This window comes from Bacillus sp. MRMR6, assembly GCF_001940785.1.
Taxonomy (GTDB): Bacteria; Bacillota; Bacilli; order Bacillales; family Cytobacillaceae; genus Neobacillus.
On sequence record NZ_MSLS01000048.1, the window covers coordinates 1 to 25,135 of the forward strand.

The window sequence follows — 25,135 nt, forward strand, 5'->3', positions numbered from 1 at the left end:
ATGAGCTAGTTGTGCCTTTGATGATTTTTATGCAGAAGATCATAGCGCAAAATTTTTGATTGCCAGAGAAGAATGAAGTCGCGGCCCTCGCTAATGAACTAAAATATGGTAACCCCACCAAAAATAAATTTTTATTCGTTGAAGGATTTTTTCAATTTACGTCGTATTGGGAATTCAATCCGATACCTATTTTTCATACATTTTTATACAAGTGTTCGCAACTATTATACAGTATATTTAATTAAACTTCATTTAAATTTTCTTTTAGAGCCATCGCGTAGCGATTTCGTTCTTCTCCCGCTTCCTTCGTTTGACTAAGGAAGCATGAGAACCGTCCCCGTGTATTACCCCGTGTATTACCCGTGCATCAATGGACAGGTGTTACTTTAACGGCGGTTACTTTGAAGCCTGGCATTTTACAGATTGGGTCTAGGTCTTTTGAGACGAGGAGGTTGACGTTTTGTGTGTCGGCCCAATGAAAGGGAACGAATACTGTATCGGGGCGGATTGTTTCGGTCACTTTGCTCCTGACGATTATACTCCCCCGTCTTGATTCAATTTGAACTAAAGTCTGATCACGAATACGGAATTTCTTAGCGGTTGATGGGTGAATTTCCAAGAAGGATTCGACATTCCTTGCCGCCAGTGCCGGACTTTTCCTTGTCTGAACGCCTGTTAAATAATGCGACATCACCCTCCCTGTCGTTAAATACAAAGGAAACTCTTCGGATACTTGTTCCTTCGCCAGTATCGGCCTATTTGGAACCACTGCCATATCGGCTTTGCCGTCTAGGTGAGCGAACGATGTTTCAAATAATCTTTTTGTCCCTTTATGTTCAAGGGCTGGACACGGCCATAAAATACCTTCTTCTTTTCTTAATCGATCATAAGTAATCCCATAGTAATCTGCTTTTCCCCCTCGGCTCGCCCTCCTTAGTTCTTCAAAGATCTCTTCTGCAGAAGTATAAGGGAAAAACTTCTCCTTGCCGAGGACACGGGCGATTTCACAAATAATTTGCCAATCATGCTTTACTTCTCCTGGGCAAGGATAACTCGCTTCCCTTAGGATGACACGACCCTCCACATTTGTCATCGTTCCTTCATCTTCTAGGTACGACGATGCTGGTAAAATGATATCTGCTAATCTAGCAGTCTCTGAAACAAACAGATCAACCGCTACAAGGAATTTTAACTTTTTCAAGGCATTTTTAACAAAATGTGCGTTTGGATTCGAAACAACCGGGTTGGAACACATTAAAAACATCCCAGTAATTTCTCCTAGATCTACTTTTTCCATCATTTCATAGGCAGAAACGCCTTTTCCTGGCAGTTCTCCCTTCTCAATTCCCCAAATACTAGCGATATACTCACGATGTTCTTCGTTTTCGATGAGGCGGTATCCTGGGAGCTGATCGGCTTTTTGGCCATGCTCCCTTGCACCTTGGCCATTTCCTTGACCTGTAATCGCTCCGTAACCACAATTGGGCTTGCCGATTTTCCCTGTGGTGATAAGAATATTCAGGAAATTCCGGACCGCCATCACCCCGTCAGTTTGCTGCTCTACCCCTCTCGCTGTAAAAATCATTCCTGTTTCTTCCTTCCCAAACTTCACTGCCGCTTTGCGAATGTACTCGATGGGAACGCCAGTAATCTCCTCAATTTCTTCAAGATGAAGTGACATTACATGCTTCTTTACTTCTTCAAATCCATTGGCCCGCTCCCGGACAAAACGTTCATCCACATAGTTTGCTTCAAGGATGACCTTTAGTAATCCGTTAGCTAACGCCGCGTCTGTACCGGGTTTTGGCATTAAGTGTAAGTCAGCCATTTTGGTTGTAGCTGTTTCCCGAGGGTCAATCGCAATAATATAGGCTCCATTTTCCTTGGCTTTCTCAAAATATGGCATAATGGTAGGCTGACATTCTGCAATATTGGTACCAGCAAGAATAATCGTTCTGGTCAAAGGAATTTCCGATAGGCTATTCGTAAATCCTCTGTCCATCCCAAAGGTCTGACTCCCGGCCGATGCTGCTGCAGACATGCATAACCGGCCATTGTAATCGATGTGCCGAGTCTTTAGCGCAACTCGCGCGAACTTTCCAAGCAGATATGCCTCCTCGTTGGTAATTGACGCACTTCCATAAACAGCCATTGCGTCATCGCCATCTTCTGCCTGGATGGATGTCACACTCTGTTTAATCGTCTCAAGCGCCTCTTCCCAGGAGATGCGAACGAATTCCCCATTTATTTTCCTCAGTGGATATTTTAGTCGATCGCGATGAAAGCTATGTTGATGAGCATTCATTCCCTTCATACACAATCTGCCTTCTGAGGTTGGATTATTCATTCCGATTGTGACATATTTCTTTCGAGAAACAATCGATTGTTCCAGTAATTGCATTTTACACTGCATGCTACAAAAGGGGCATTGAGTAGTATACTTTGTCTCAGACTCTACCTTTTGCTGCTTCGTTCGGAAATATTTTAAAAGCAACTCTGTCACGTCCGTTCACCCTTTTTTCTTTGTCGTGTATTTTTTATAAATGGCTTTTCGCTAACAAATGCTTACGTATGGCAATTTCCTCTTCCAAGCCAGAGAGTAACTGCTGGCGAAGCTCTTGGTCAAACAACACTTCTCTAACATGAGTGAGCCCCACTCTTTCGACCCATTCCCATGTCCGTTCGTGATAATTGGCCGTCTCTCGGTAATATTGAACAAACCCACATATGACATCAATCGCTTCCTCTGATGTCGGAGCAACACATACTAATTCTCCCGAACGAACCTGGCGTCCGCTGCTGCCGCCGATGTATATTTCCCATCCGCGGTCAGTTCCAAGGACACCAACATCCTTCGTCGTTGAACCAGCACCATTATGCAAGCAAGCTGACACACCCATTTTGAAACGGTAAGGCGTCGTCAGAAATTCCAATTGTTTTTCAAGCTGAACAGCCAGCTGGAGTGAAGGTTTTTTATCACAGGAACAAATATGTTCCCCGATACATGTTTTGACGTTTTGCACCTTGTTTCCATGTGGAGAACTCAGGGTCATATCCAAATCAGACCACACTGCTGACAAATCTTCTTTTTTAACACCCAGCAAGTGGATTCTTTGTTCACTCGTAATCGCTACTTCCGTAATATTGAAACGGTCGGCCACATCCGCTATTTTTCGTAATTGCTCTGCCGTTGTAATCCCGCCATACATCTGTGGAATCACGGTATATGTACCGTCCCACTGCACCGTGGCGTTCTGTTTTTCATTGAAAAAGATTGCTTCTAGGTTGTTCTCATATTCTGGATTAATCATGCCTAAATAGTAGTTAATGGCTGGCCTGCAGACCGAACAGCCCTCCTTGTCGGTCCAGTTCAATCCGTCGATAACCTCCTTAACAGAAGCCCATTCTTCACGCTGGATCGCATCCACCACTTCGTCATCGTTTAATGATGTACACGAACACAATGTCCATTTTTCCTCGACATTTTCTTCGGAATGAGGATGATTTTGCACATAGGCTAATAAATCGGCTACATTCGGTTTACATCCGCCGCATGAACTTGATGCCTTTGTACATTTCTTTATTTCCTCCACCGTCGTTAATCCCTTTTGTTTCACCGCCTCAAGAATAGTCCCTTTTGTGACACTATTACACTGGCAAATCATTTCACTAGAAGGCATCGAGGCGACATTTATGGTCTCCTCCTTAGCTGTTGGAAAAAGTGACACCTTTTCCACATCAGCCATATCCCGCTTCTTAAGAATCATATCTAGTAATCTGGTACGCTCTTTTGTGTCCCCATACAAGACAGCACCGATCACCTTATGATCTTGAAAAACCACTTTCTTATACACACCGGCTTCCTCGTCATATACCTTAATCGAATGGAACGAGGCATCCTCATCATGAATCATCCCGACTGAAAATAAATCGATACCTAAAATTTTTAATTGTGTAGAAAGCACCGACCCTTCGTATCCTGGTCCTTCCAAACCGCAAATACTTCTGGCTAGTATTTTTCCCTGCTCATATAGCGGCTTAACCAATCCATATACCATTCCCCGGTGTTCCACACATTCTCCCACAGCGTAAATGTTCGCTTCACTTGTTTCCATATAATCATTGACGATGATGGCCCTATTTGTAGAAATACCCGCTGCCATTGCTAGCTGAATATTGGGTCGCACTCCAACGGCCATGACAACCAAATCTGCATCAGTTTCTGTCCCATCCTTAAACCGAACCGCTTCCACTCTTCCTTTCCCTATTATCTCTTGAGTTTCTATTTCTAATAGAAACTTCATGCCTTGATTCTCTAAACTCTTTTGGAGCATTTTAGCTGCTGTTTCATCAAGTTGTCTATCCATCAAAAAGGGACCTAAATGAACGACATCCACTTCCATTCCTAGATGAAGTAGGCCTCGTGCCGCCTCTAGCCCAAGTAATCCACCGCCAATCACTACCGCTTTTTTATATCGTTTTGATCCTTCCAGCAGTTTCTGGCAATCTTCCATTGTTCGGAAAGTGAAGACCCCTTCTTTGTCCGAACCAGGAACTGGAAGTGAGAACGGAACGGAACCCGTTGCAATAATCAGGTAATCATATGAAATTATATGGTCTTGATCTGTTCTAATGAATTGGCTCTCCTTATGAATCTCAACCACGGTTTCCCCTTTAAATAATTGTATATGATGACGGTTATACCATTCACGTTCATGTAAGGTAATATCATTTATCGAAGTCGTTCCCTGAAGCACAGACGACAAAAGAATCCGATTATAATTTACATGCTGTTCCCTTCCAACGATCGTAATCTCAAAATCAGTAGAATTCAGTTTGAGAATTTCCTCAATACAGCGAACACCCGCCATTCCATTCCCTATTAAGACCAGCTTTTTTTTACCCATGATGACCTCCAGACTGGTTACATAACCTCACATAAACTTAATGCCATTTATTATTGCATAAGCCTCACTAAATTAAAGCAATCATGTAGCATTTTCTGACATACAAATTCAAGTTATCTTTTGAGTGATTTAAAAACGAAAGAATATTATGAATTTTAAAAACTTAGAAAAACCCATATATAACAACGTTTTTTGATGTCAGAAAAAGATTCATATGTCAGCTTTACTAACACAAACTGTGACAAAGTAATCTGGTACCGTCTATGCTTAATCCAAGAAAAATAATCAATGTGGAGGTTACAGGATGAAAAAAGAAATCGGGTTTATATCCTTTATCATTTTATTAGGAAGAATTTTCTTTTCAGAAAAACAAAATATCGGCTGGTAACCTGATGCCCCCTTACTTAAGCGGGTACAGAATTTAAGGTATTGGATTGGCCCATATTAAAAAAAAAATTCGGTGAGGGGAGTAAAATCGATGAAGTTAGCAGATTTGAAAAAGGCTGGGCATGCGCCATCCTTATTAGCATCATTTCTATATTTTGATATTAGTTTTATGATTTGGGTGATCATGGGGGCTTTAGGAGTCTACATTACAAAGGATTTTAATCTTTCCCCTTCGGAAATGGGCTTGATTGTCGCGGTACCGATTTTAAGTGGTTCTTTTTTCCGAATTATTCTGGGCTTCTTAACAGACCGAATCGGACCTAGGAAGACAGCCCTCTGTGGGATGACGGTCACGATGGTCCCGCTTTTATGGGGCTGGTTATTTGGTCAAACTATTACGGAGCTTTTTTTAATCGGGATTCTTCTAGGAGTGGCAGGTGCAAGTTTCGCAGCGGCCATTCCAATGGCAAGCAGATGGTATCCTCCGCACCTTCAAGGATTAGCGATGGGGATTGCGGGTGCCGGGAATAGTGGTACGTTATTGGCGACATTATTCGGGCCGCGCCTTGCAGAAAATATTGGCTGGCATAATGTAATGGGACTTGCTCTTATTCCATTGGGGATTGTGTTTGTCTTATATTTTTATATGGCCAAAGATGCCCCTTCTCAACCAGCAGCAAAACCACTCAAAGATTATTTAAAAGTATTTAAGCAACGAGATACCTTGTATTTCTGTTTGCTATACAGTGTCACGTTCGGAGGATTTGTTGGTTTAGCGAGCTTTTTAAGCATCTTTTTTGTGGATCAATATCAGACGACAAAGGTTCAGGCTGGTGATTTTGTTACAATTTGCGTGGCGGCAGGAAGCTTTTTCCGCCCAGTCGGCGGATATATTGCTGATAAAATTGGCGGTGCACGTCTGCTGATGATTTTATTTGTCGGAGTAGCCATCACCATGTTAATAGTCAGTCAACTTCCCGCACTACCTATAACCATTGCTGTATTATTTATGGGGATGCTTTGCCTCGGTATGGGAAATGGAGCCGTATTCCAATTAGTGCCGCAGCGATTTAGCAAAGAAATAGGCGTCATTACAGGAATCGTAGGAGCAGCCGGAGGTGTGGGCGGATTCTTCGTACCAAACATCCTAGGTACACTAAAACAAATCACAGGAACATACGAAACAGGCTTCATCATCATAGCAGCCATCGGAATGTCCTCCCTAATCATACTCATACTCGCACAAATCTCATGGAAAAAATCCATGGTCGCAAAACAAGCATAGGGACGGTTCTTGTGCTTCCTTTGTTTAGCTAAACGAAGGAAGCATGAGAACCGTCCCCATGCTTTTATTTAACGAATTCTGTACTTATTTTAAATAAACTCTCTCTCGCAGCGATATATTCTTGATGAAGCCTGTCAACGTAAGCCGCTGTACTCGTGACTTCATTGATTACGCCGATACCTTGGCCGCTTCCCCAAATATCCTTCCAGGCTTTCGCTTTTCCGTCTCCGCCAAAGTTCATTTTGGACGGATCACTCTCAGGTAGTGCATTAGGGTCCATTCCGGCTCTTCGAATAGATGGTGCTAGATAATTACCATGGATTCCAGTGAATAGACTGCTGTTTACGATATCGTCAGAGGTACTTTCCACAATCGCTTGCTTATATTCATCAACAGCTCTAGCCTCGTGTGTCGCGATAAACGGCGAGCCTATGTAAGCAAAATCGGCTCCCAATGCTTGTGCAGCCAAAATCGCATTCCCATTAGCGATTGATCCAGACAAGGCTATCGGTCCACCAAACCATTGACGAATTTCCTGAATCAATGCAAAAGGACTCTTGTCTCCTGCATGACCGCCTGCACCTGCCGCAACCGCAATCAAGCCATCTGCCCCTTTATCTATAGCCTTATGTGCGTACTTGTTATTAATGACATCATGGAACACAAAGCCTCCATAACTATGTGCCACTACATTGATTTCTTCACGGGCACCTAGAGAGGTGATGATAATCGGAACCTTATACTTCACACATAACTCCATATCCTGTTCCAATCGGTCATTCGTTTTATGAACAATTTGATTAATCGCAAACGGAGCTGCTGGTCGGTCTGGATTACTAGCATTGTAGTCTGCAAGCTCTTCTGTAATTTCTGCCAGCCATTCATCTAGCTGCGATACTGGTCTAGCATTTAGTGACGGCATCGAACCCACAATCCCTGCCTTACATTGCTCTATTACTAACTTGGGATTACTAATGATAAAAAGTGGTGAACCAATGACAGGAATCCTCAAATTTTTTAAAATAGATGGAATGTTTGCCATATGTACCTCAAATCCCCCTTCAAATCCATATAATTTTAAAGCGCTTTCAGAATGTTACTAATATTATAACTTTTTGTTGTCGGAGGAATCAAGAAAGAAAGCATGGGGACGGTTCTTCCGCTCCCTTCGTTTAGCTAAACTTCAGCAAAACGAAGGAAGCAGTGAGAACCGTCCCCATGCTCTATTCCATGCTTTATTCTAATTCAGGTGCTTTTCGATGTTTGGTGCCTTCTTGGTAGGAGTAGGCTAGCTTGATTAGTGTGGCTTCGTCAAATTCCTTTCCTAGCATTTCAAGACCCACTGGCAAGCCATTGTCGCTGAACCCGGCTGGTACGGATATTGCCGGGAATCCAGAGAATGGACTTAAACGGTTTGCATTTCCAGAACCCTGGCTCCTGCCGATTTCAGCAGGCAGAGCGTTAGACGTTGGATAAAGGAGCACATCAAGGTCATATTCTGTGAAGACTGACATCAAGCTTTCCTTTGTTACCTCCGGACGTTCTGTAATAATTCGCTGATATTCTGCGTCATTTTCCAATGAAACCTTACTATCCCTAGCGATTAAACCACTCCTTAAACTTGGATCATACAAACCACTTTCGATAATATCTGTAAGGGTTTTAAAGGGAGCATTTGATCCAAGTGAAGCTAAGTAATCATTTAATTGAAACTTAAATTCATAGCCGCTTAAACTTGGATAAGCGAGAATTTGATTAAGATTTGGGATTGTCACTTCATAAATCTCAGCACCAAGCGACTCCATATCACTAATCGCCTGATTCATTACCATATTCACTTGTGGATCGTTTCCAAAAAGGCTCCGTACCACACCAATCCTTGCCTTCTTTAACCCATTTTTCTTTAGATAATGCGTATACGTTTTTGGTACGTTTCCAATGCTTTCTTCTGTTACGGGATCGGCTGGATCGTATCCAGCAATCGCATCAAGTACAACAGCAGCATCCTCTACTGTTCTAGCAATGGGACCTCCTACATCCTGTGTTAATGCAAGTGGAATAATGCCATCTCGGCTAGCTAGACCCATCGTAGGCCGAATACCAACTAGATTATTAAATGATGACGGAATTCGGATTGAACCTCCCGTATCCGTTCCTAAACCAACTGTCACAAAGTTGGCTGCTACAGCAGCTGCTGTCCCACCACTTGAACCGCCAGGATACCTGGTTAGATCATACGGATTTAGGGTTTGTCCCCCTAGGGAACTGATTGTTTGGAAGCCAAATGCAAATTCATGAAGATTGGCCTTTCCTAAAATGATCGCCCCTTCATCTCTTAATCTCTTAGTCTGGTAGGCATCATCCAATGGAATGGACCCTGCAAGTGATAGGGAACCGGCTGTCGTCGGCATGTCGTATGTATCATAGTTGTCTTTTAAAATCACAGGGATCCCATGTAAAGCACCTCGGACCTTACCCGCTTTTCGTTCCAGATCAAGCTGCCGTGCCTCTTCCAGCACATTCTCATCAATTGTTATAATCGAGTTAATCGAATCATCAAATTTTGTAATACGATCTAAATAAAACTGTACCAATTGTTCGGAGGTTAGTGTCCCTCTCTTCATCTCATGCTGAAGCTCAAAGATCGTCGCTTCCTCAATCTCAACGGATAGAATACTCTTAACAACAGGATTTGCTAGATTCGGAGCTGCACTTACGGGAGCCCCCATCGTAGTTACAAATAGACTTCCTGCTAATACCAAGCTTGTTACAAAAGCAAACGACTTCTTATACCACTTCCCCATAATCTTCCTCTCCCTTTTTTAAGATAGTATGAATATAACAAGATTCACTCTACTAGTCTTAAAAGTTGGAAGGTATTCTTACAAAGAATCGTAAGAAAGACTGACAAAATGATACTCCTTCATCTGTCACATCAAGTTACATACATGTCATTTTATATAATATTTGTTATTCACATTATACAGAACATATGTAATAATATGGGCATTACATATTAACAATAGTAGTTTTGGGGATGATTGGATGTTTATTAAAAGTCTGGAACTCACTAATTTTAAGTGCCACTCAAGCACCCGATTTGAATTTGGCAAAACGAATCATTTTTTCGGAGATAACTATACTGGAAAGTCATCGGTTGGCGAAGCGATTGTATTTAACTTATTTGGAGTAACCAAGCATGGGATTAAAGGTTATGTAAAGGAATACCTTCAAGAGGGAAAAAATTCAATGAAGGTTGATGTCGTTCTCCAAACGCATCAACAGGAATACCGTTTAACTAGGACGATGAATCCAAAAGGAACCACGTCTGTTTATTTGAATAATAAAAAGGTAAAAGAAAGTGAATTCAAACAATTATTAGGTGATTACAGCAGATTTATCTATAGCTTTTTTCCCGATGTTTTCCCGGAAGAAGAAAAAAGCAATGCAAGGTCGTATATTGTTAAATCCTTTCTACCAGAAATAGATGAGTTTTATGAACTAGAAAAAGAAAAAAGCCACATTATAAAGCAGCAAAAAGATATAGAATCTTCCAGGAACTTTTATGAGGGGCAAAGATCTTTGTTAAAAAGGCAAATTGAATCGCTCAATGAAAAACAGAATAATGCAGCTCCTATTTCCCTAGAAACCCAAATTAAAAAGCAGCAATTGGACAAAGAGGTAAAATCTATCACAATGAAACTAGAAGAGACAATTAAGGAAGGGATTGAGTTGAAGACCAAACTTAACACCCTTAAAGAGAAACAAAATGAACCTTATTTTTATATTAGTGAACAATGCCCTACCTGCCATCAAACTGTATCTAACAGCCAGGCACATAATATACAACTTGAACATGAGAAAAAGAAGAATGTTTTACAAAATGAAATTGATTTTTTGGAAAAAGAGCTGGAGGATCAAAGAAGACAGTATAGTAATTTAGCAAAAAATAAAACGATTCTTGAGGATGAGCTTGAGAAGATTAAAAAAGCATTCCCAAATGAAAGATTGGACGACCATCCAAGTCAACAGCTAAATGAGCTTGAAAAAGTTGAAAATATAATAGCCGAGCTGTTTCAAAAGAAAATTGATCTTGCCGATGACCTAAAAAAATTAAAACAACAATTAGGACAATTGGCAAATCAGTATCAGAGTCAAATCAATCAATACTATACACACACTAAGGTTGCACTGTTTAAACAATTGAAAAATGGTGAATTACGTCCGGACTTTCAAATTACCTACAATAACAGACCCTATCGAGTTCTGTCTAACAGTGAAAAGATTCGCTGTATGTTAGAAATCATTACAGAGTTCAACAAAGATCAAGATAACACTGTTCCCATTTTCCTAGATAATTTAGAAAGCATTACACACCTAACACATCCAACTACACAAGTATTCACAGCTACAGTTAAAAAGGGATTGCCCTTAACACTAAAAGTTAAAGATTAAGCAGAGGGACGGTTCTCCCGATTCCTTCGTTTAGCTAAATTTAAGTTAAACGAAGGAATCAGGAGAATGTCCCCGCGCTTTAGCTCTTCTTCTGGAGAATCCCCCTTGGAATGTACGTGATGATGAAGACTAAAAATCCAACAATTTCTAGGTTAATATAATAGGTTATTCCGTTTCCGAAGAAGGATAGTAGTGTTTTTACTTCTGATGGGCTTGCTAGGAAGAAGAAGTTTGTACCCAGTAGCTTATTTAGGACGAAGATTGGGACGGCGATAATATTTAATGTTATGAAGCTAGTGAAGATCGCTTTCTTTGGAACTCTGTACCCCTCAAAGAGGATAAAGTATAAGACGGCTAATGGAATGGCTGAATGGTGTAGGAAGTATTTTAGGAAACGATAATGAGGGAATTGGTAGACGATGTCTGGTGTCACCATGCTTAAGATAGGAGGAATGAGACCGATAAAGAATAATAAATGAAACACTTTTTGATTTGGTTTCAAGAATAGATAAAGTGATAAAAACGTACTAAGAGAACAAAGCTGCAGCGGTAAGTCCGCCACTTCCCATTGACGGGTCAGAACCAGCCATAGATGATACGAAACCTCACAAGTAATCAAAATGAAAAACAGGGTCCATTTTAACATATTCTGGTGTGGTATCAGGTTCTTTCTAAAATACACCAGAAGAAAACAAGTCATAAAGAAAAGGATTATTGTCACAATATGTGTCACGGATAAAAAGGTGAAATCCTGCATTTCTGTAACAGAAAACATGATGGCAACACCTCTTTCTTCCTAGGGTTACCACCATGTTATTCAGGGACAAAATTGGTTATTATTTATCTTCCCTTAATATGTATTCATTACCATCTTGATCATAAAAGGTGAACATCGTACCAAACGGCATACGTAGCATTTCCCCTACTTTAACGCCCTTTTGCTGCATTTCCTCATAAGCTAACTCGATATCTGTTGTACTGAAAAGGACGGATGGATGTGCAACCTTAGAAGGCTGTTGCTGTTCCATTGCTGACTTCGAATAAAGGATTAAAGTGGTAAATTCGTTATCGCTAGGCCCTACCTCTATCCACGATGCATTTGGTCCCATTGGTTGTTCCAGCTTTAAAACAAAACCTAATTTCTGCAGCCAAAACTCTTTTGCTTCTTCTTGGTTATGTACATACACAGAAATCTTTCCAATTTTATTAATCATCAGCCGCAATCTCCTTTAACTCCATTGATTAGGCGCAGGTAGGCGCAGGGACGGTTCTCATGCTGCCTTCAGCCTGGCTAAACACTACAACCGTCCATACAAGTGTAACTTAATTGAGTTTCTTTTTAAAACCTATATGGGTTTGGGAGCTATACCCCGCTGATTCATAAAACTCTACAGCATCAACCCTGTCCCTTTCTGTTACAAAAATCACTTGGGAACAACCTCTTTGACTGGCCAATTTCTCAAGTTCGGATAATAAGGCTTTTCCTACCCCTTTATTCCGATAGTCCTTATCAACAATCATGTTTTCAAGGACTAAGAAAGGCTTACACTCCCCATAAATTTCCTCACAAATTACCCCCATCACCGAACCGATGAGTTTGTTATTTTCAATTGCACTCAAAAATAAATGTGTGTTGGTTTTCAGTAGTTTATCAAACTGAATCCTCATGGTTTTAATAGAAGATTCTTCATCCCAAAACTGTCTATATAATAGTTCTAGTTGTGGCAGATCACCTTCGACCATTTTCCTTATGATCATGCTTTTATCCTCCTATTACATTCAAGTAAGGCCAATATGTATAATAAAAATAGCCTAGCTCAAACTAGACTATTTCTTCAGAATTAATCTTACGCAATAATTGATTAAGGTTACTCAATTCATCTTCAATAGAAGTTAGCCGTTTTTCTAACGGAGCTATGTTACCTTTTACAAACTCCAATTTCTCTAAGTTATGCTGGAGCTGCAAATATTCATCCTTTAACTCCATAATCTTATATTCAATCTCACTTCTACTCATTTCCTGCCTCACTCTCACCAAAATAATGGGATTCACAGGGACGGTTCTCGTGCTTCCTTTGTTTCGCGAAACGAAGGAAGCATGAGAACCGTCCCTATGATTCTACGGCTGTGTTGACCGCCGTTTCATTGGGTTCTTTTAAATATTCTAGGACACGCTGTGCCATTAGTTTGTAGCCGTTTGTGTTTGGGTGAAATTCGTCTTCGGCTAGTAGGTCTATGGTGGAATTGGTAAATAGATCTTTTGTTGGGATGTATCTCACATTTTCGTATTCTTCTGAAAGTGTTTTTCCTGCTTCATTCCAATTGTCGATAATCTGGTCGAATTCTTTGATATCTGCGAAATATCGTTCAAATGGATTATAAAAACCGATTAGATATATTTGTACATCTGGATTTAATTCATTAATCTTATCAAATATTGCTGTTAATCGTTCAATATATTCCATTCTCTCTCGTTGGAATGGTTCCATGGTTAGATTAGTGAAATTCTTTTTTAGCACATTCATAATGTCATTTGCACCAATCGTTATTAAAACCGTATCCGCCTCTTTAATAGAAGCAACAATTTCCTCTTTCTCAAGCCGTTTTAGTAATTGGTCTGAACGATTTCCTCTTTTACCAAAGTTTTCAACCGAAATATTCAGGCTATTCGCTTCAAATGTGTGATTAAGGATTCCCACATAACCGCCACTTTCTGTTTCGTCCCCAACCCCTTCTGTTAGAGAGTCACCGATTGAGACAATCTTTTGGTCTTTTTTGAAAAAATTAAATGCACCTTCCACTATTTCTCTGACCTTTGCCTTAATCTCTTCGGCGATCGGTTTATCAGTATGAATTACCTGATCAATTCTTACCTCTTCTTCAGCCGTTCGAACTTTTATTTCAATTTGTTCATCCTTTACGGACGAAACCGTTTGTACACTTTCGAGATTTGCTGGTTTACGATCTGAAAGATACAAGAATTGCAAGATGCCAGCAAATAGTAAACTACTAATGATCAATATTGTTTTTTTACTCCTCATCATTCCATCACAACCTATTATTATCGTAAAATTATCATATTTTCTTAACTTAATATAGTTTATTCATTTTATCATGCGGGACAACATTACGAAAGCCTACAATTTTTAGTAAAAAATTTACTCTTTTCATAAAAAAAACGCCCATACCATGTTCGGTACCAACGTTATCTCAATTAGACAAGAATTTTGATTTTTATGGATAGTACGGGCTTAGATACTAATAATATAATTGGCAGACATGCCCAGCAAAAAGAGATACTCAAATTTTATTACAAGGAATGATTACATGAATTCAATAAAAGGGAAGACCGCATTAGTAACGGGTGCAGGCAGGGGAATCGGACGTGCCGTTGCCATTGCTCTAGCAAAAGAAGGGGTTAATCTTGGATTGATTGGACTCAATTTGTCTAATCTGGAAAAACTATCGGAGGAACTTAAACCTTATGATGTGAACATTTCCGCTGCAACAGCCAACGTAGCAGATTTAGAAGCTGTTCAACATGCAGTTGAACACATCAAATCAGACCTAGGATCGATTGATATTTTAATCAATAATGCCGGTACCGCTAAATTTGGCGGTTTTCTAGATTTAACTCCGGAAGAATGGGAAAACATCATTCAAGTGAACCTAATGGGTGTTTATCATGTGACAAGAGCCGTTTTACCAGAAATGATTGAGAGAAAATCAGGTGATATTGTCAATATCTCCTCAACGGCCGGACAAAAAGGAGCCCCTGTTACGAGTGCATACAGTGCCTCTAAGTTTGCTGTTCTAGGCCTAACAGAATCTCTCATGCTCGAGGTAAGAAAGCATAATATCCGGGTAACCGCACTAACACCAAGCACCGTCGTCACCGATTTAGCCAACGAAAACAACCTAATCTCCGGAAACGCAGAAAGAGTAATGCACCCAGAAGACCTAGCCGAACTACTAGTCGCCGGACTCAAACTCAACCCCAGAGTCCTCTTAAAATCCGCAGGACTATGGTCAACCAATCCGTAAGCAAAGGGACGGTTCTTCTGCTTCCTTCGTTTAGCTAAACGAAGGAAGCATGAGAACCGTCCCCATGCATTACAGTTGCTTTCCGTTTGTTGAGATGACGTCTTTGTACCAGTAGAAGGATTTCTTCTTTTTCCGTTCTAGTGTTCCGCTGCCATCGTCGTGTTTGTCTACATAGATATAACCATAGCGTTTGGAGAATTCGCCTGTGGACATGCTGACCATGTCGATGCAGCCCCAGCTTGTATAGCCCATTAACTCTACTCCATCTTCAATGGCTTCCCCCATTGCTTTAATATGTTCACGAAGGTAATCGATCCGATAGTCGTCATGAATTGAACCGTCTTCTTCTACTTTGTCATACGCCCCTAAACCATTTTCTACAATAAATAATGGTTTTTGATAGCGATCATATAATTGATTTAGGCTGATTCGCAGTCCCTCTGGGTCGATTTCCCAGCCCCAGTCACTTGCTTTTAAGAACGGATTTCTTACACCACCAATAATATTTCCTTGTGCCCCTTCTGTATCTGATTTCACTTTCTTTTCCGTTCGGGACATGTAATAGCTAAAGCCGACATAATCAACGGTGTGTTCTTTTAATAGCTCCAAGTCACCTTCCCCTATCGCCAAATCAATCGCATGCTCATTAAAATATCTTTTTATAAACGCTGGGTACTCACCACGTATTTGTACATCTGCACAAAAGTAATTGAAGATCTGATCTTCCTGAAGAGCATACATCACGTTTTTTGGGTTGCTGTCAAAGGAGTAGACTGGTGCATAGAGAATCATACAGCCGATTTTTGAATCAGGTATAATCTCATGGCATAATTTTACCGCCATTGCACTTGCGACAAACTGATGATGGTAGGCTTGATAGGTTGGCTGGTATTTATCCTCTTCATTTTGAATGGCAAAACCAAGACCCTGAATCGGCATTTTCAAGCTGCTATTGATTTCGTTAAAAGTCATCCAGTACTTTGCTTTATTTTTATAACGATTGAAAAGGACTTTTGCATAACGTTCAAAAAACGTTACCACTTCCCGGTTTCTCCAACCGCCATATTGTTTCACCAAGTGTAGCGGCATTTCATAATGAGAAATCGTGACAACCGGTTCAATCCCATATTTACGCAGTTCATCAAACACACGATCATAAAAGGCTAACCCTTCTTCATTTGGCTCTAGTTCATCGCCATTAGGGAAAATACGTGTCCAGGCAATGGACATCCTGAACGCTTTAAACCCCATTTCCGCAAACAACGCAATATCTTCCTTATACCGGTTATAGAAATCAATCGCTTCGTGATTTGGATAGTAGTATTGATCAGGATGAATTTCAAAGTCAAAACCAGGATTCAACAATTTATTTAAACGCTCTTTTCCACCTGGGAGAACATCTGCTATATTTAGTCCTTTATTTCCTTCCTTATAGCCACCCTCGATTTGATTGGCTGCAGTAGCCCCTCCCCATAAGAAACCTTCAGGAAATTGGTATGTTGTCATGTAGATAACCTCCAGTATTGTAGTTCCACATTTTATTATTCGTTTATTTCTTCAAAAAGAATCATACCGATACTGACAAGGATAGTAAATGACCTAGGTTCATCTAGTTTTTGATAACTTCGAAAGATACTTGTTACAAAAATGTAACTCCTTGTTTCAAGTTATTTGGGGATTGTGTTAAAATGTGTTTAACTATCATTTGTCAAGGAGTAATCCTATCCATGTTTACAAACGACATCATTGCTTCTTTTAATGAACTAGAAACATCCTTATATAATTACATTGCACACCATGCTGATAAAGTGGCTTATATGAAACGCATGTATCAACAGCCACCATTTTACGTTTTTGCCGAAAGGTAAATTGTGAGGGGTTCTCTGAATTCAAAGTAAAGCTGAAAATGCAGTTAAACGATTCTAAAAAAACGGTAATTAAAAGTTCTCAACAGTAGTCGAATTTTTTGAGCGAACTCTAAAAGGAGATTTAGAGGAAAAAATTAAAGATGCAGCTGCACTTGTTACGACGGCAGACCATGTTATTTTTATTGGGATTGGAAGCTCAGGGATCCTAGCTGAATATGGCGCAAGATATTTTTCTAGCTTAGGGAGATTTTCATTATATATAAAGGACCCACACTTCCCGATTCATGCAAAGCTAAAAAATAATAGTGTAACCATCGCACTGTCTGTCTCAGGAGAAAACCCATTTACCGCACACACCTAAACCAGCTAAAACAAGAAGGAAGCAAAATCATCAGCATCACCAACCAAAAACTCTCAACCATAGCCAAAATCTCAGACCTAAACATACCCTACTACGTCACAGAAGAATTCTACCAACAATCCAACATCACCACCCAAGTCCCTGTCATCTACATCCTAGAATCCATCGCCAGGGAGATGAAGCACGGGGACGGTTCTACTGCATCCTTGGTTTAGCTAAAAAGTGCAGTAGACCCGTCCCTATGACACATATATAAATGAAGGAAAACATATTAAGAATGTGAAAAAGAATACGATTGATCGGAACTCTGGTGTTCTTCAATTTATAAACAGATTAAACAAATTTTGATTGATGAGCTGCAGGCTGTTGATGGGGCGATGGGTCGGCCTTTTAGTACGGAGCAGGAGCTTGTTCAGCGATTTCATGTGGGCCGGGCACCGGGTCGTCAGGCATTATAGGAGCTAGAAAATGTGGAAAATCAAAAGGTCCTTCGTTTAAAACGAAGAACCTTTTCGTTACTTTGCTCTTTCTTTATTTAGGGATTTCGCAGCCATCGTCATCACAGCTTATGCCATCATTGTTTAAGGCAGTAATTTGATCCTCTGCAATAACTTTCTTTAGTGCCTGGACAAATGTCGAGGTTGGCTGGGCACCTGTTAGTGAGTACTTATTGTTAATCAGGTAGAAAGGCACACTTCTAATGCCATACTGCTGAGCTAAGCGTTCATCCGCATGAACAGAGACAGCCATTTCATCGCTGGCAAGCATGTTGGCTACCTCGTCGCCATTTAACCCTACCTCTACAGCTAGCTCTGTCAAGGTTTCATGATCTCCGATGTGTTTAGATTCTGTAAAGTAGGCATGTAGAATTCGTTCCGTCATCTCGGTCATTAAACCTTGTGTTTTAGCAAACATCGTTAGACGGTGAGCATCAAAAGTGTTCGTTAAGATCAACGTATCCATTTGATAATCCAATCCAGCTTCCTCAGCCATCCTTACCATGTTCTGCGTATTTGCTCGTGCTTGTGCTTCACTCATTCCGTATTTCTTAGCTAACGCTTCATATATATTTTCTTTAATATCTTTACCCATTGTTGGGTCCAATTCGAAGCATCGGTACGTCACTTCAATCGGGTGGTCAATCTGCTTAATAGCGTCCTCCAGACGCCTTTTGCCAATATAGCAGAATGGTCAAGCAAAATCAGTCCACATTTCAATATGCACTTACAATCCCTCCAATACTTTATACTCGTATAGTATAGGATTAAAGCCCAAACTTTACACGCAATTTGCTCGTGCATAGGTGTGCATGGGGACAGTTCGAGACTACTGAAAAAGTCCAATTTTAAAAAGGAAAAATGATGTTTTAAAAAACAGAGCTCCAGAACTGCTTCTAAGCGACGTTTTGATGGTAGGGAGACATTTTTGCCTCCCAAAAAAACATCATTATTCAAAAAAGGCTACTTTTTCAGTGCCCTCAGACGGTTCCTGTGCTTCTTTCGTTTAGCTAAAGAAGCACAAGAATCGTCCACTATTTTTTTTCAATCAAGTAAGTTGTTAAACCAACAATTGTGATAGCTACACATGAATAAAGAATGCTTTCTGTTTCTAAAACGGTAAAACCAGCTAAAACAATCAGCCCGTCAATCAAAATAATAACAAGCGCGATATTTAATGAAAATCTCCTGGCGATTATTTTTGAAAGTAAATCCGTCCCCCCTGTACTCGTTTTATACCTCAGCATAATCCCAATTCCTATACCAATGATTCCACCACCAATAATAGCGCTGTTTAGAGGATGAATAAAAAATTCATCACGTAAAGGAGCGAATAAATCAATAGACAAAGAGGAAATGAATAACCCCTGTAAACTACTGAAAAAATATCCTCTTTCGTTCATCGATGCATATATGCAAATGGGGAGGCTTAAGGCCACCATTACCATTCCTGTCTGTACCTGAAAGAAGTAATGAAGTATTAAAGCAATTCCTAGAATTCCGCCATCTATTAAATGATTCGGGACGAGAAACCCGTTGACCCCTATACCCAACAGCAAACTTCCAATTAATATAGCTAATAGTCTTTGTAAAATCCTCAACCCCTTGTCCAAATTTCTATATATATAAATATGTAGTTTAGACAAGAATAAGAAGACGGATCACTATATTTTTTGTGTTTATGGATATACTCCTAGCAAATTACTCAAACAGAAATACAAATCCTGGCCCACCTTGGTTAACCTGTTTGGTTTTCGTCTAGAGTACTGTTTTGATAAAATTTGATTTTCTTGTCCCTTACCACGCTTTTAAATGTATACTTTTATAAAAATTTTCAATCGTTATTCCTTCAATACAATCCTTGCCGTTGTTGTACCCCCAAATTTCTTGTCTATGATTGTATGATAATCGTAAAATAACAATATCATAACCATATTATGTATAATTTGCTAWCGGGTACCGTAYCCTATCACAAAACATGAATTTACAACTAAAAATGTAGGACAATGCACATTAAAACCACCGCGTTTTGCGGTTCTTTTTAATAAAAAAAATAGCCTGGTCCCTTATGAACTAGGTTATTCCCGTATTTAGCTTATTAAACTAAACTACTTCTTATATATAGTTTAAGAGGATACTTTAAAGATTTTACCTATTTAACATATACATACGTACAAGGTTATTCTCTTCATAATACTCTTTTACAAAGTTCATGGAAGACTTCTCAAGTATTCTAACTGAGTAAATGTTCTCTTTATCAACTTCAGCAATCAATTCCGTTGCCCCTAAATCCGTTAAACAATAGGTTATTAACCCTTCTAAGATTTCAAGTCCAAATCCGTTTCCCCAATATTTTTCTAACAGCCTATATCCAACTTCAAAACACTCCACATCTCGTTTTATCACAGCACAAGCACCTACTAAAGAGCATGTTTCATCTGAAGATTTGGAAATTCCCATAATTGTTCTATTTGTTTCGCTTAATGCGTACTCATTGATAATTTTTTCTAATTCATTTGCATTTTCAACTCTTGTATTTTCTCTACCTAATGTATATTTCATAACTCTAATATTACTTTGCATTTCATCGAATTCATTAAGGTCTTTTAGTTCTAACCTTCTTGCGATTAAGCGTTCTGTTTTAAAGTACACAATGTACCCTCTTTTCTTACATTTGTTTAATAGAACTAAAACTCTATTGCTCAGTTAGCTTTAGTACATTTTTGCACAATCTTTTTTTATCTTAACATAAATATCCAATGGTTTTTCAGATACAACATTCGGTCCAATCTTTTTATGAACCATTCAAAGCATTGTTCACAGCTTCAATGGCATGAATATGTGTAGTATCAAATAATGGAACATCTGAATCTTCCGGTTTAATTAATAAGCCAATTTCAGTACATCCCAAAATGATCCCTTCTGCACCGTTTTCAACTAACTCTTTTATCACTTGTTTAAAATAATGCTTTGACGAATCTTCAATTTTCCCCAAACATAATTCTTCAAAAATAACTTGGTTGATCTTGTCTCTATCCTCTTTATTTGGGACCACAACATTAATTCCATGCCCTTCAACCCGCGTACGATAAAAATCGTGTTCCATTGTATATTTGGTACCAAGTAAACCTACTGTTTTCATCCTGGTATGATTAATTTGTTTTACTGTCGCATCTGCAATATGTAAGGTAGGTATGGTTACTTTTTCTTCAATCGCATCTAACACCTTATGCATGGTATTGGTGCAAATAACAATAAATTCCGCACCTGCTTTTTCTAAAGAGGAAGCCGCTGCTGCTAAAACCTTACCTGCACTTTCCCAATCACCCTCTGCCTGATAGCGTTCTATCTCATCAAAATCAACACTATACAACAGACATTTTGCTGAGTGAAGTCCCCCTAACCTTTCTCTTACTTCCTCATTAATGATTCGATAATACTCAACTGAGGATTCCCAGCTCATTCCGCCAATAAGTCCGATCGTCTTCATAGAAATATCCCCACTTTTACAATTATTTCAGCTATAATGTTTCTTTAATTTCTCTTGTTTTTACTGAAAAGTATGCAGTAATTGAGGCAGTGATTGGAATGATAAGCGCTACTCCAATTCCGGCACTAAAAATCGTTATCATTTCAGCACTAAAGATTTTTGAATTTACGATTTCTCCAACAGAATAGGATAAAACCTTAAACCATATTAACAATGCCAGATAGCCTCCAAAAAAGGCAAAAAATAATGTGTTTGTACTAGTCCCTAATATATCCCTCCCGATACTTATTCCAAATGCAAATAAGTCTTTTCTACTAATGGATGGGTGATGATTAAATGCTTCACGCATCGGAGACGAAATGGCAATGGCAGTGTCTGTGATAGCACCAATTGTACTCATAATAATCACGGAAGCTCCTATTTTGAGAAAATCGACGCCAATATAGAGAGAAAATATGCTCAATTCCTCTAGCTCTTCTTCACCGAAACCTTTAATCATAGCACTTTCTGTCACAATTACTATAAAAAAGAGCAGGATAACGATGGTTATGATGGAAGAAAGAAATGCAGTTTTCGTTGTAGTATTCACTTCATTAATATAAAGCAGGTTAATACAACTAATAACTGTACAGGCAATCAGCGTTAAGATAATGGGGTTTGCATTTGGATTGGTCATAATTAAGACGGTAATTAACAGGACTCCGAAATTGAGGAAAATAGCAATAAATGAACGTGTTCCTTTTTTTCCGCCAATCAGTCTCATCAATAAAAATAAAATGGCTGCCAGACAAACTAATACATTCATTGTTTTGCCCTCTTTCGATTAATTAAGAACATGGAAGTATATAAACCTATTGGGATCGTTATTACGATTCCAATACCACCAGCAAGGGCTCTGGCAAATTCCAGTGAAAGGTTCATAGAGAGAGTAAACCCCAAAGGAGAAGCATTCTTCAAGTAAAGAATGAGCATCGGAATGGATCCACTAATATAGGCAAAAAACAATATATTTGTCATTGTTCCCATAATATCCTTCCCTATTTCCAAGCCTGAAGTTTTAAGTGCCTGTACAGATATGTGGTTATTTTTTTCATATAAACCAAAAATAGAAGAAGACATTGTAATCGCCACATCCATAACAGCTCCTAAAGAGCCGATAAATAACCCCGCCATAAATACTTCTCGATATGGACTCGAAACAAATTGCATTTCTTCATACCGGAGCCCCTGCTCGGAAGTTAACCACATAACAAAATAGGTTATAAGCAACGAGCTAAACGTTCCTAGTAAGGTCGCTATAATCGCCGCGTATGTTTTTTCATTAAACCCGTTTACAAGTAACAAAGAGAAGGCAGTAAATAAAATGACACTTATACCACATATCAATAACAAACTAATACCTGTTGTATTCAGATAAATATCTAATGCAAATGATAACAGAACAGCATTGATGGCCAAGCTAATAATCGAAAACAGCCCTTGTTTTTTTCCAACTATAAGTAAAATAAAGATAAAAACCCATGCTACAAGCAAAACGTATTTATCTCGCTTTACATCTCTAATCGTTCCCGTTAACTCTCCATTTTCCCCTGTCTTCTTATTAAATGAAACAAACAACTCATTTCCAACGTGGTATTTTTGATCATAAGCACCGGATGAGGAATATTCGTTCGTTAAATAGATAAGCTGTCCTATCTCTTCCCCATTCTTTAGTTCTGCTATGATTCCTTGAGTAAATAAACGATCTTTATTATGGAGCATATCTTCCATTTCAGTTGTTTCTTCTAGGTTCGTTTCGATAACTTTGGCTATTGGACGCTCATAGAATGAGTAGTTATGGTGAACAAAGATAACTGAAGCGATAAAGCAAAGAATGATGCTTATGTAGATAGAAATTTGTTGAGAATTCATTTTTCTAAATTTCGTTATGATGCCATTCAAACATAACACCTCCAGCTAATGGGGTATGATACAGTTTAAACATATGGTGTCAGAAGAAAATGCTATAGGTATCTAATCAATCCGGTGTTATCCGCTACAATTCATTAGCAAACTTCAATTGTAGATAGTTAACAATGCACCTAGAATAACAGGAACATTTTTCCCCGTCAATGTAGACGACATCAATCAATTGTTCTTGTATATAAAAAATAGCCCAGTTCCGTTAACTGGGCTTGGAATTTTACTTACTTTGAAAAATAATGGCAGTCTATTATTATGCTTTCATCATCATAGATGCTTGCTCCCATACGATCCGCTCTTGACTATTTGGATCGTTTACCATCTTGCTCTCCGTGTTAAAAATCATCGTAGACCGCTTGTTCACATCATAGGCTGGCCAATCAGTAAGACCATCTGTAGAAGGATTACCATTATGAACGAAGTTAATCCATGTCTGATGCATCTGGTCGGCGACACCTTGTCGTTCTGGAGAACTACCAGTGAAATTCGTAGTATTTTCCTTATCTAAATTATTCCACACAAACGGGATTTCTAATGCATGAGTTGCTTTTAGTTTACCGCCGAAAACGGGTGTTTCCCAATCAAAGCGATACATCCAAACAGGAGCACCTTGGTTCACCTGTAATTCCGTTAGTTTAAGTGCTGGACCTGTAAAGATGCTCATGGTTAGTAATTTATTATAAAGTTCTTGGCTTAAAGGTGCGTTACTAGAGAAATAACTTCTAATTAAAGGCACCAGTGGACCAAAGGTTTTTTCAAAAAGCGAGGTAACCTTTGTATCGTCAGCGTCTTTCCATTCAGGGTCAAATACACTGAAAATATTGTATTCATCCTTATTTGTCCCAATTAAAATCGAGACATTCTTGGCAGAACCGTTTTTAATAGCCTCCTCTGGAGGAATTGGAAGTGATACGCCATCAACCACCGGACTTAAGCTCATTGGAGGCAGGAGGTCTGAAGCTTGAATTAACTGTTCAACCGGCATTTCCTCTAGTTTTGCCAAATTACTAGGTTCAACTTGTAAAGCCGTTAACAGCTGGCCCGCTACTTTTGTTGCTCTTTCTGCAGGATGGACATTGGCTGCGGCACCACTTTGCAGAATGGCTTTTTGGAACAGACCTTGTGCGGAAGGCAACCCAAGTAATACCCCAATACTCATTGCACCTGCGGATTCTCCAAACACCGTCACATTGTTAGGGTCACCCCCAAATGCTGCAATATTATCCTGCACCCATTGTAACGCCGCGACCTGATCTAGAATACCGCAATTTCCAGAAGTCGCATATTCTGCTCCGCCTATTTCTGCAAGATGAAGAAAGCCCAAAATACCTAAACGATAATTAATCGTAACGACTACCACGTCGCCTTGCTCTGCAAACGAAGCGCCATCATACCAGCTGCTAGACCCAGAACCTGAAACAAACGCACCTCCATGAATCCACACCATAACGGGACGTTTTTTATCATCGGCTCCCGGTGACCAAACATTTAGGTACAGACAATCTTCGTTCATATTGGATATATCGTTCCCCAAGAACTCCATGATCTCCCGTTGAGTCTGCGGAGCAACAGGTCCAAAAGAAGTGGCATCACGAACCCCTCCCCAAGAATCCGGCAGCTCTGGAGCACGGAAACGAAGAGGTCCAACTGGCGGTTTAGCAAATGGAATCCCCTTCCATGCAAATACCTCACCTAACTGTTCACCCTGCAACTTACCGTAAGCGCTTTTAATAATAATGCTCTAGACATTAACATTCTCCTCCCAAAATTGTATACATTCAGCAAGTACCTGTCTATGTAGCCACTTAAATGTATTCGAGAAAAGAATGAATTTTCCTGTCAGATAAGGAAAAAATCATGGGGACGGTTCTGCTGCTTC

20 protein-coding genes and 1 pseudogene are annotated in these 25,135 nt (G+C 39.5%); 4 read left to right on the top strand and 17 right to left on the bottom strand.

Features of this window, described 5'->3' with window-relative positions; genetic code table 11:
- Positions 1-367 precede the first annotated feature (367 nt).
- Both nasC and nirB read right to left on the bottom strand, forming a co-directional pair.
- The gene (nasC, locus tag BTR25_RS25175) at positions 368-2,503 is read right to left on the bottom strand and encodes an assimilatory nitrate reductase catalytic subunit NasC (protein WP_075690720.1); all 2,136 of its coding nucleotides are present in this window, start codon (positions 2,501-2,503) and stop codon (positions 368-370) included.
- 34 nt (positions 2,504-2,537) lie between these two features.
- Positions 2,538-4,907 carry a nitrite reductase large subunit NirB gene (gene nirB / locus BTR25_RS25180; protein ID WP_075690721.1) on the bottom strand — a complete coding sequence of 790 codons (2,370 nt, stop codon included), beginning with the start codon at positions 4,905-4,907 and terminating at the stop codon, positions 2,538-2,540.
- 478 nt (positions 4,908-5,385) lie between these two features.
- On the opposite strand from nirB, the gene BTR25_RS25185 reads away from it, so the two are divergent.
- Positions 5,386-6,579 (top strand): nitrate/nitrite transporter, encoded by a 1,194-nt coding sequence (locus BTR25_RS25185; protein ID WP_075690722.1) that lies wholly within the window; start codon positions 5,386-5,388, stop codon positions 6,577-6,579.
- A 64-nt stretch (positions 6,580-6,643) separates the two neighbouring features.
- Here BTR25_RS25185 and BTR25_RS25190 read toward each other — a convergent pair whose 3' ends face one another.
- Both BTR25_RS25190 and BTR25_RS25195 read right to left on the bottom strand, forming a co-directional pair.
- A complete protein-coding gene (locus BTR25_RS25190; protein ID WP_075690723.1) occupies positions 6,644-7,621 on the bottom strand; it encodes an NAD(P)H-dependent flavin oxidoreductase in 978 nt (325 codons plus the stop codon).
- A 193-nt stretch (positions 7,622-7,814) separates the two neighbouring features.
- The gene (locus BTR25_RS25195; RefSeq protein WP_075690724.1) at positions 7,815-9,383 is read right to left on the bottom strand and encodes an amidase; all 1,569 of its coding nucleotides are present in this window, start codon (positions 9,381-9,383) and stop codon (positions 7,815-7,817) included.
- Between the two features lie 241 nt (positions 9,384-9,624).
- Here BTR25_RS25195 and BTR25_RS25200 point away from each other — a divergent pair, with 241 nt between their 5' ends.
- Entirely contained in the window at positions 9,625-11,034 is a 1,410-nt protein-coding gene (locus BTR25_RS25200) for an AAA family ATPase (protein WP_075690725.1), read from the top strand.
- Between the two features lie 79 nt (positions 11,035-11,113).
- On the opposite strand, the gene BTR25_RS25205 is transcribed toward BTR25_RS25200, so the two are convergent.
- The 5 genes from BTR25_RS25205 to BTR25_RS25225 form a co-directional block, all read right to left on the bottom strand.
- Positions 11,114-11,809 carry a YwaF family protein gene (locus tag BTR25_RS25205; protein ID WP_075690726.1) on the bottom strand — a complete coding sequence of 232 codons (696 nt, stop codon included), beginning with the start codon at positions 11,807-11,809 and terminating at the stop codon, positions 11,114-11,116.
- A gap of 61 nt (positions 11,810-11,870) precedes the next feature.
- Positions 11,871-12,248 (bottom strand): VOC family protein, encoded by a 378-nt coding sequence (locus BTR25_RS25210; protein ID WP_075690727.1) that lies wholly within the window; start codon positions 12,246-12,248, stop codon positions 11,871-11,873.
- 109 nt (positions 12,249-12,357) lie between these two features.
- Positions 12,358-12,792 carry a GNAT family N-acetyltransferase gene (locus BTR25_RS25215; RefSeq protein WP_075690728.1) on the bottom strand — a complete coding sequence of 145 codons (435 nt, stop codon included), beginning with the start codon at positions 12,790-12,792 and terminating at the stop codon, positions 12,358-12,360.
- A gap of 64 nt (positions 12,793-12,856) precedes the next feature.
- A complete protein-coding gene (locus BTR25_RS25220) occupies positions 12,857-13,051 on the bottom strand; it encodes an SE1832 family protein (protein ID WP_075690729.1) in 195 nt (64 codons plus the stop codon).
- Between the two features lie 94 nt (positions 13,052-13,145).
- Complete coding sequence (locus tag BTR25_RS25225) at positions 13,146-14,078, bottom strand: SGNH/GDSL hydrolase family protein (RefSeq protein ID WP_254842794.1); 933 nt, start codon at positions 14,076-14,078, stop codon at positions 13,146-13,148.
- A 283-nt stretch (positions 14,079-14,361) separates the two neighbouring features.
- Between BTR25_RS25225 and BTR25_RS25230 the strand changes: the two genes are divergently transcribed.
- A complete protein-coding gene (locus BTR25_RS25230) occupies positions 14,362-15,078 on the top strand; it encodes a 3-ketoacyl-ACP reductase (RefSeq protein ID WP_075690730.1) in 717 nt (238 codons plus the stop codon).
- Positions 15,079-15,147: 69 nt separating this feature from the next.
- Here the strand turns inward: BTR25_RS25230 and BTR25_RS25235 are convergent, their stop codons facing one another.
- A complete protein-coding gene (locus BTR25_RS25235) occupies positions 15,148-16,584 on the bottom strand; it encodes a glycoside hydrolase family 1 protein (protein WP_075690731.1) in 1,437 nt (478 codons plus the stop codon).
- A 221-nt stretch (positions 16,585-16,805) separates the two neighbouring features.
- Between BTR25_RS25235 and BTR25_RS25240 the strand changes: the two are divergent.
- Positions 16,806-17,522, top strand: a pseudogene (locus tag BTR25_RS25240) (MurR/RpiR family transcriptional regulator).
- Between the two features lie 316 nt (positions 17,523-17,838).
- Here the strand turns inward: BTR25_RS25240 and BTR25_RS25245 are convergent.
- The 7 genes from BTR25_RS25245 to BTR25_RS25275 form a co-directional block, all read right to left on the bottom strand.
- A complete protein-coding gene (locus BTR25_RS25245) occupies positions 17,839-18,486 on the bottom strand; it encodes a DsbA family oxidoreductase (protein WP_075690732.1) in 648 nt (215 codons plus the stop codon).
- Positions 18,487-18,838: 352 nt separating this feature from the next.
- Positions 18,839-19,450 carry a YitT family protein gene (locus tag BTR25_RS25250; protein ID WP_368483012.1) on the bottom strand — a complete coding sequence of 204 codons (612 nt, stop codon included), beginning with the start codon at positions 19,448-19,450 and terminating at the stop codon, positions 18,839-18,841.
- 502 nt (positions 19,451-19,952) lie between these two features.
- Positions 19,953-20,456 carry a GNAT family N-acetyltransferase gene (locus BTR25_RS25255; RefSeq protein WP_075690733.1) on the bottom strand — a complete coding sequence of 168 codons (504 nt, stop codon included), beginning with the start codon at positions 20,454-20,456 and terminating at the stop codon, positions 19,953-19,955.
- A gap of 142 nt (positions 20,457-20,598) precedes the next feature.
- Positions 20,599-21,294, bottom strand: coding sequence for an aspartate/glutamate racemase family protein (locus BTR25_RS25260; protein ID WP_075690734.1), 696 nt, complete (start codon positions 21,292-21,294; stop codon positions 20,599-20,601).
- A 31-nt stretch (positions 21,295-21,325) separates the two neighbouring features.
- Entirely contained in the window at positions 21,326-22,099 is a 774-nt protein-coding gene (locus BTR25_RS25265) for a YibE/F family protein (RefSeq protein ID WP_075690735.1), read from the bottom strand.
- Entirely contained in the window at positions 22,096-23,205 is a 1,110-nt protein-coding gene (locus BTR25_RS25270; RefSeq protein ID WP_075690739.1) for a YibE/F family protein, read from the bottom strand. Before BTR25_RS25270 ends, BTR25_RS25265 begins: the two co-directional genes overlap by 4 nt.
- A gap of 304 nt (positions 23,206-23,509) precedes the next feature.
- On the bottom strand, positions 23,510-24,994 hold the full coding sequence (locus tag BTR25_RS25275; protein WP_075690736.1) for a carboxylesterase/lipase family protein: 1,485 nt from the start codon (positions 24,992-24,994) through the stop codon (positions 23,510-23,512).
- Positions 24,995-25,135 lie beyond the last annotated feature (141 nt).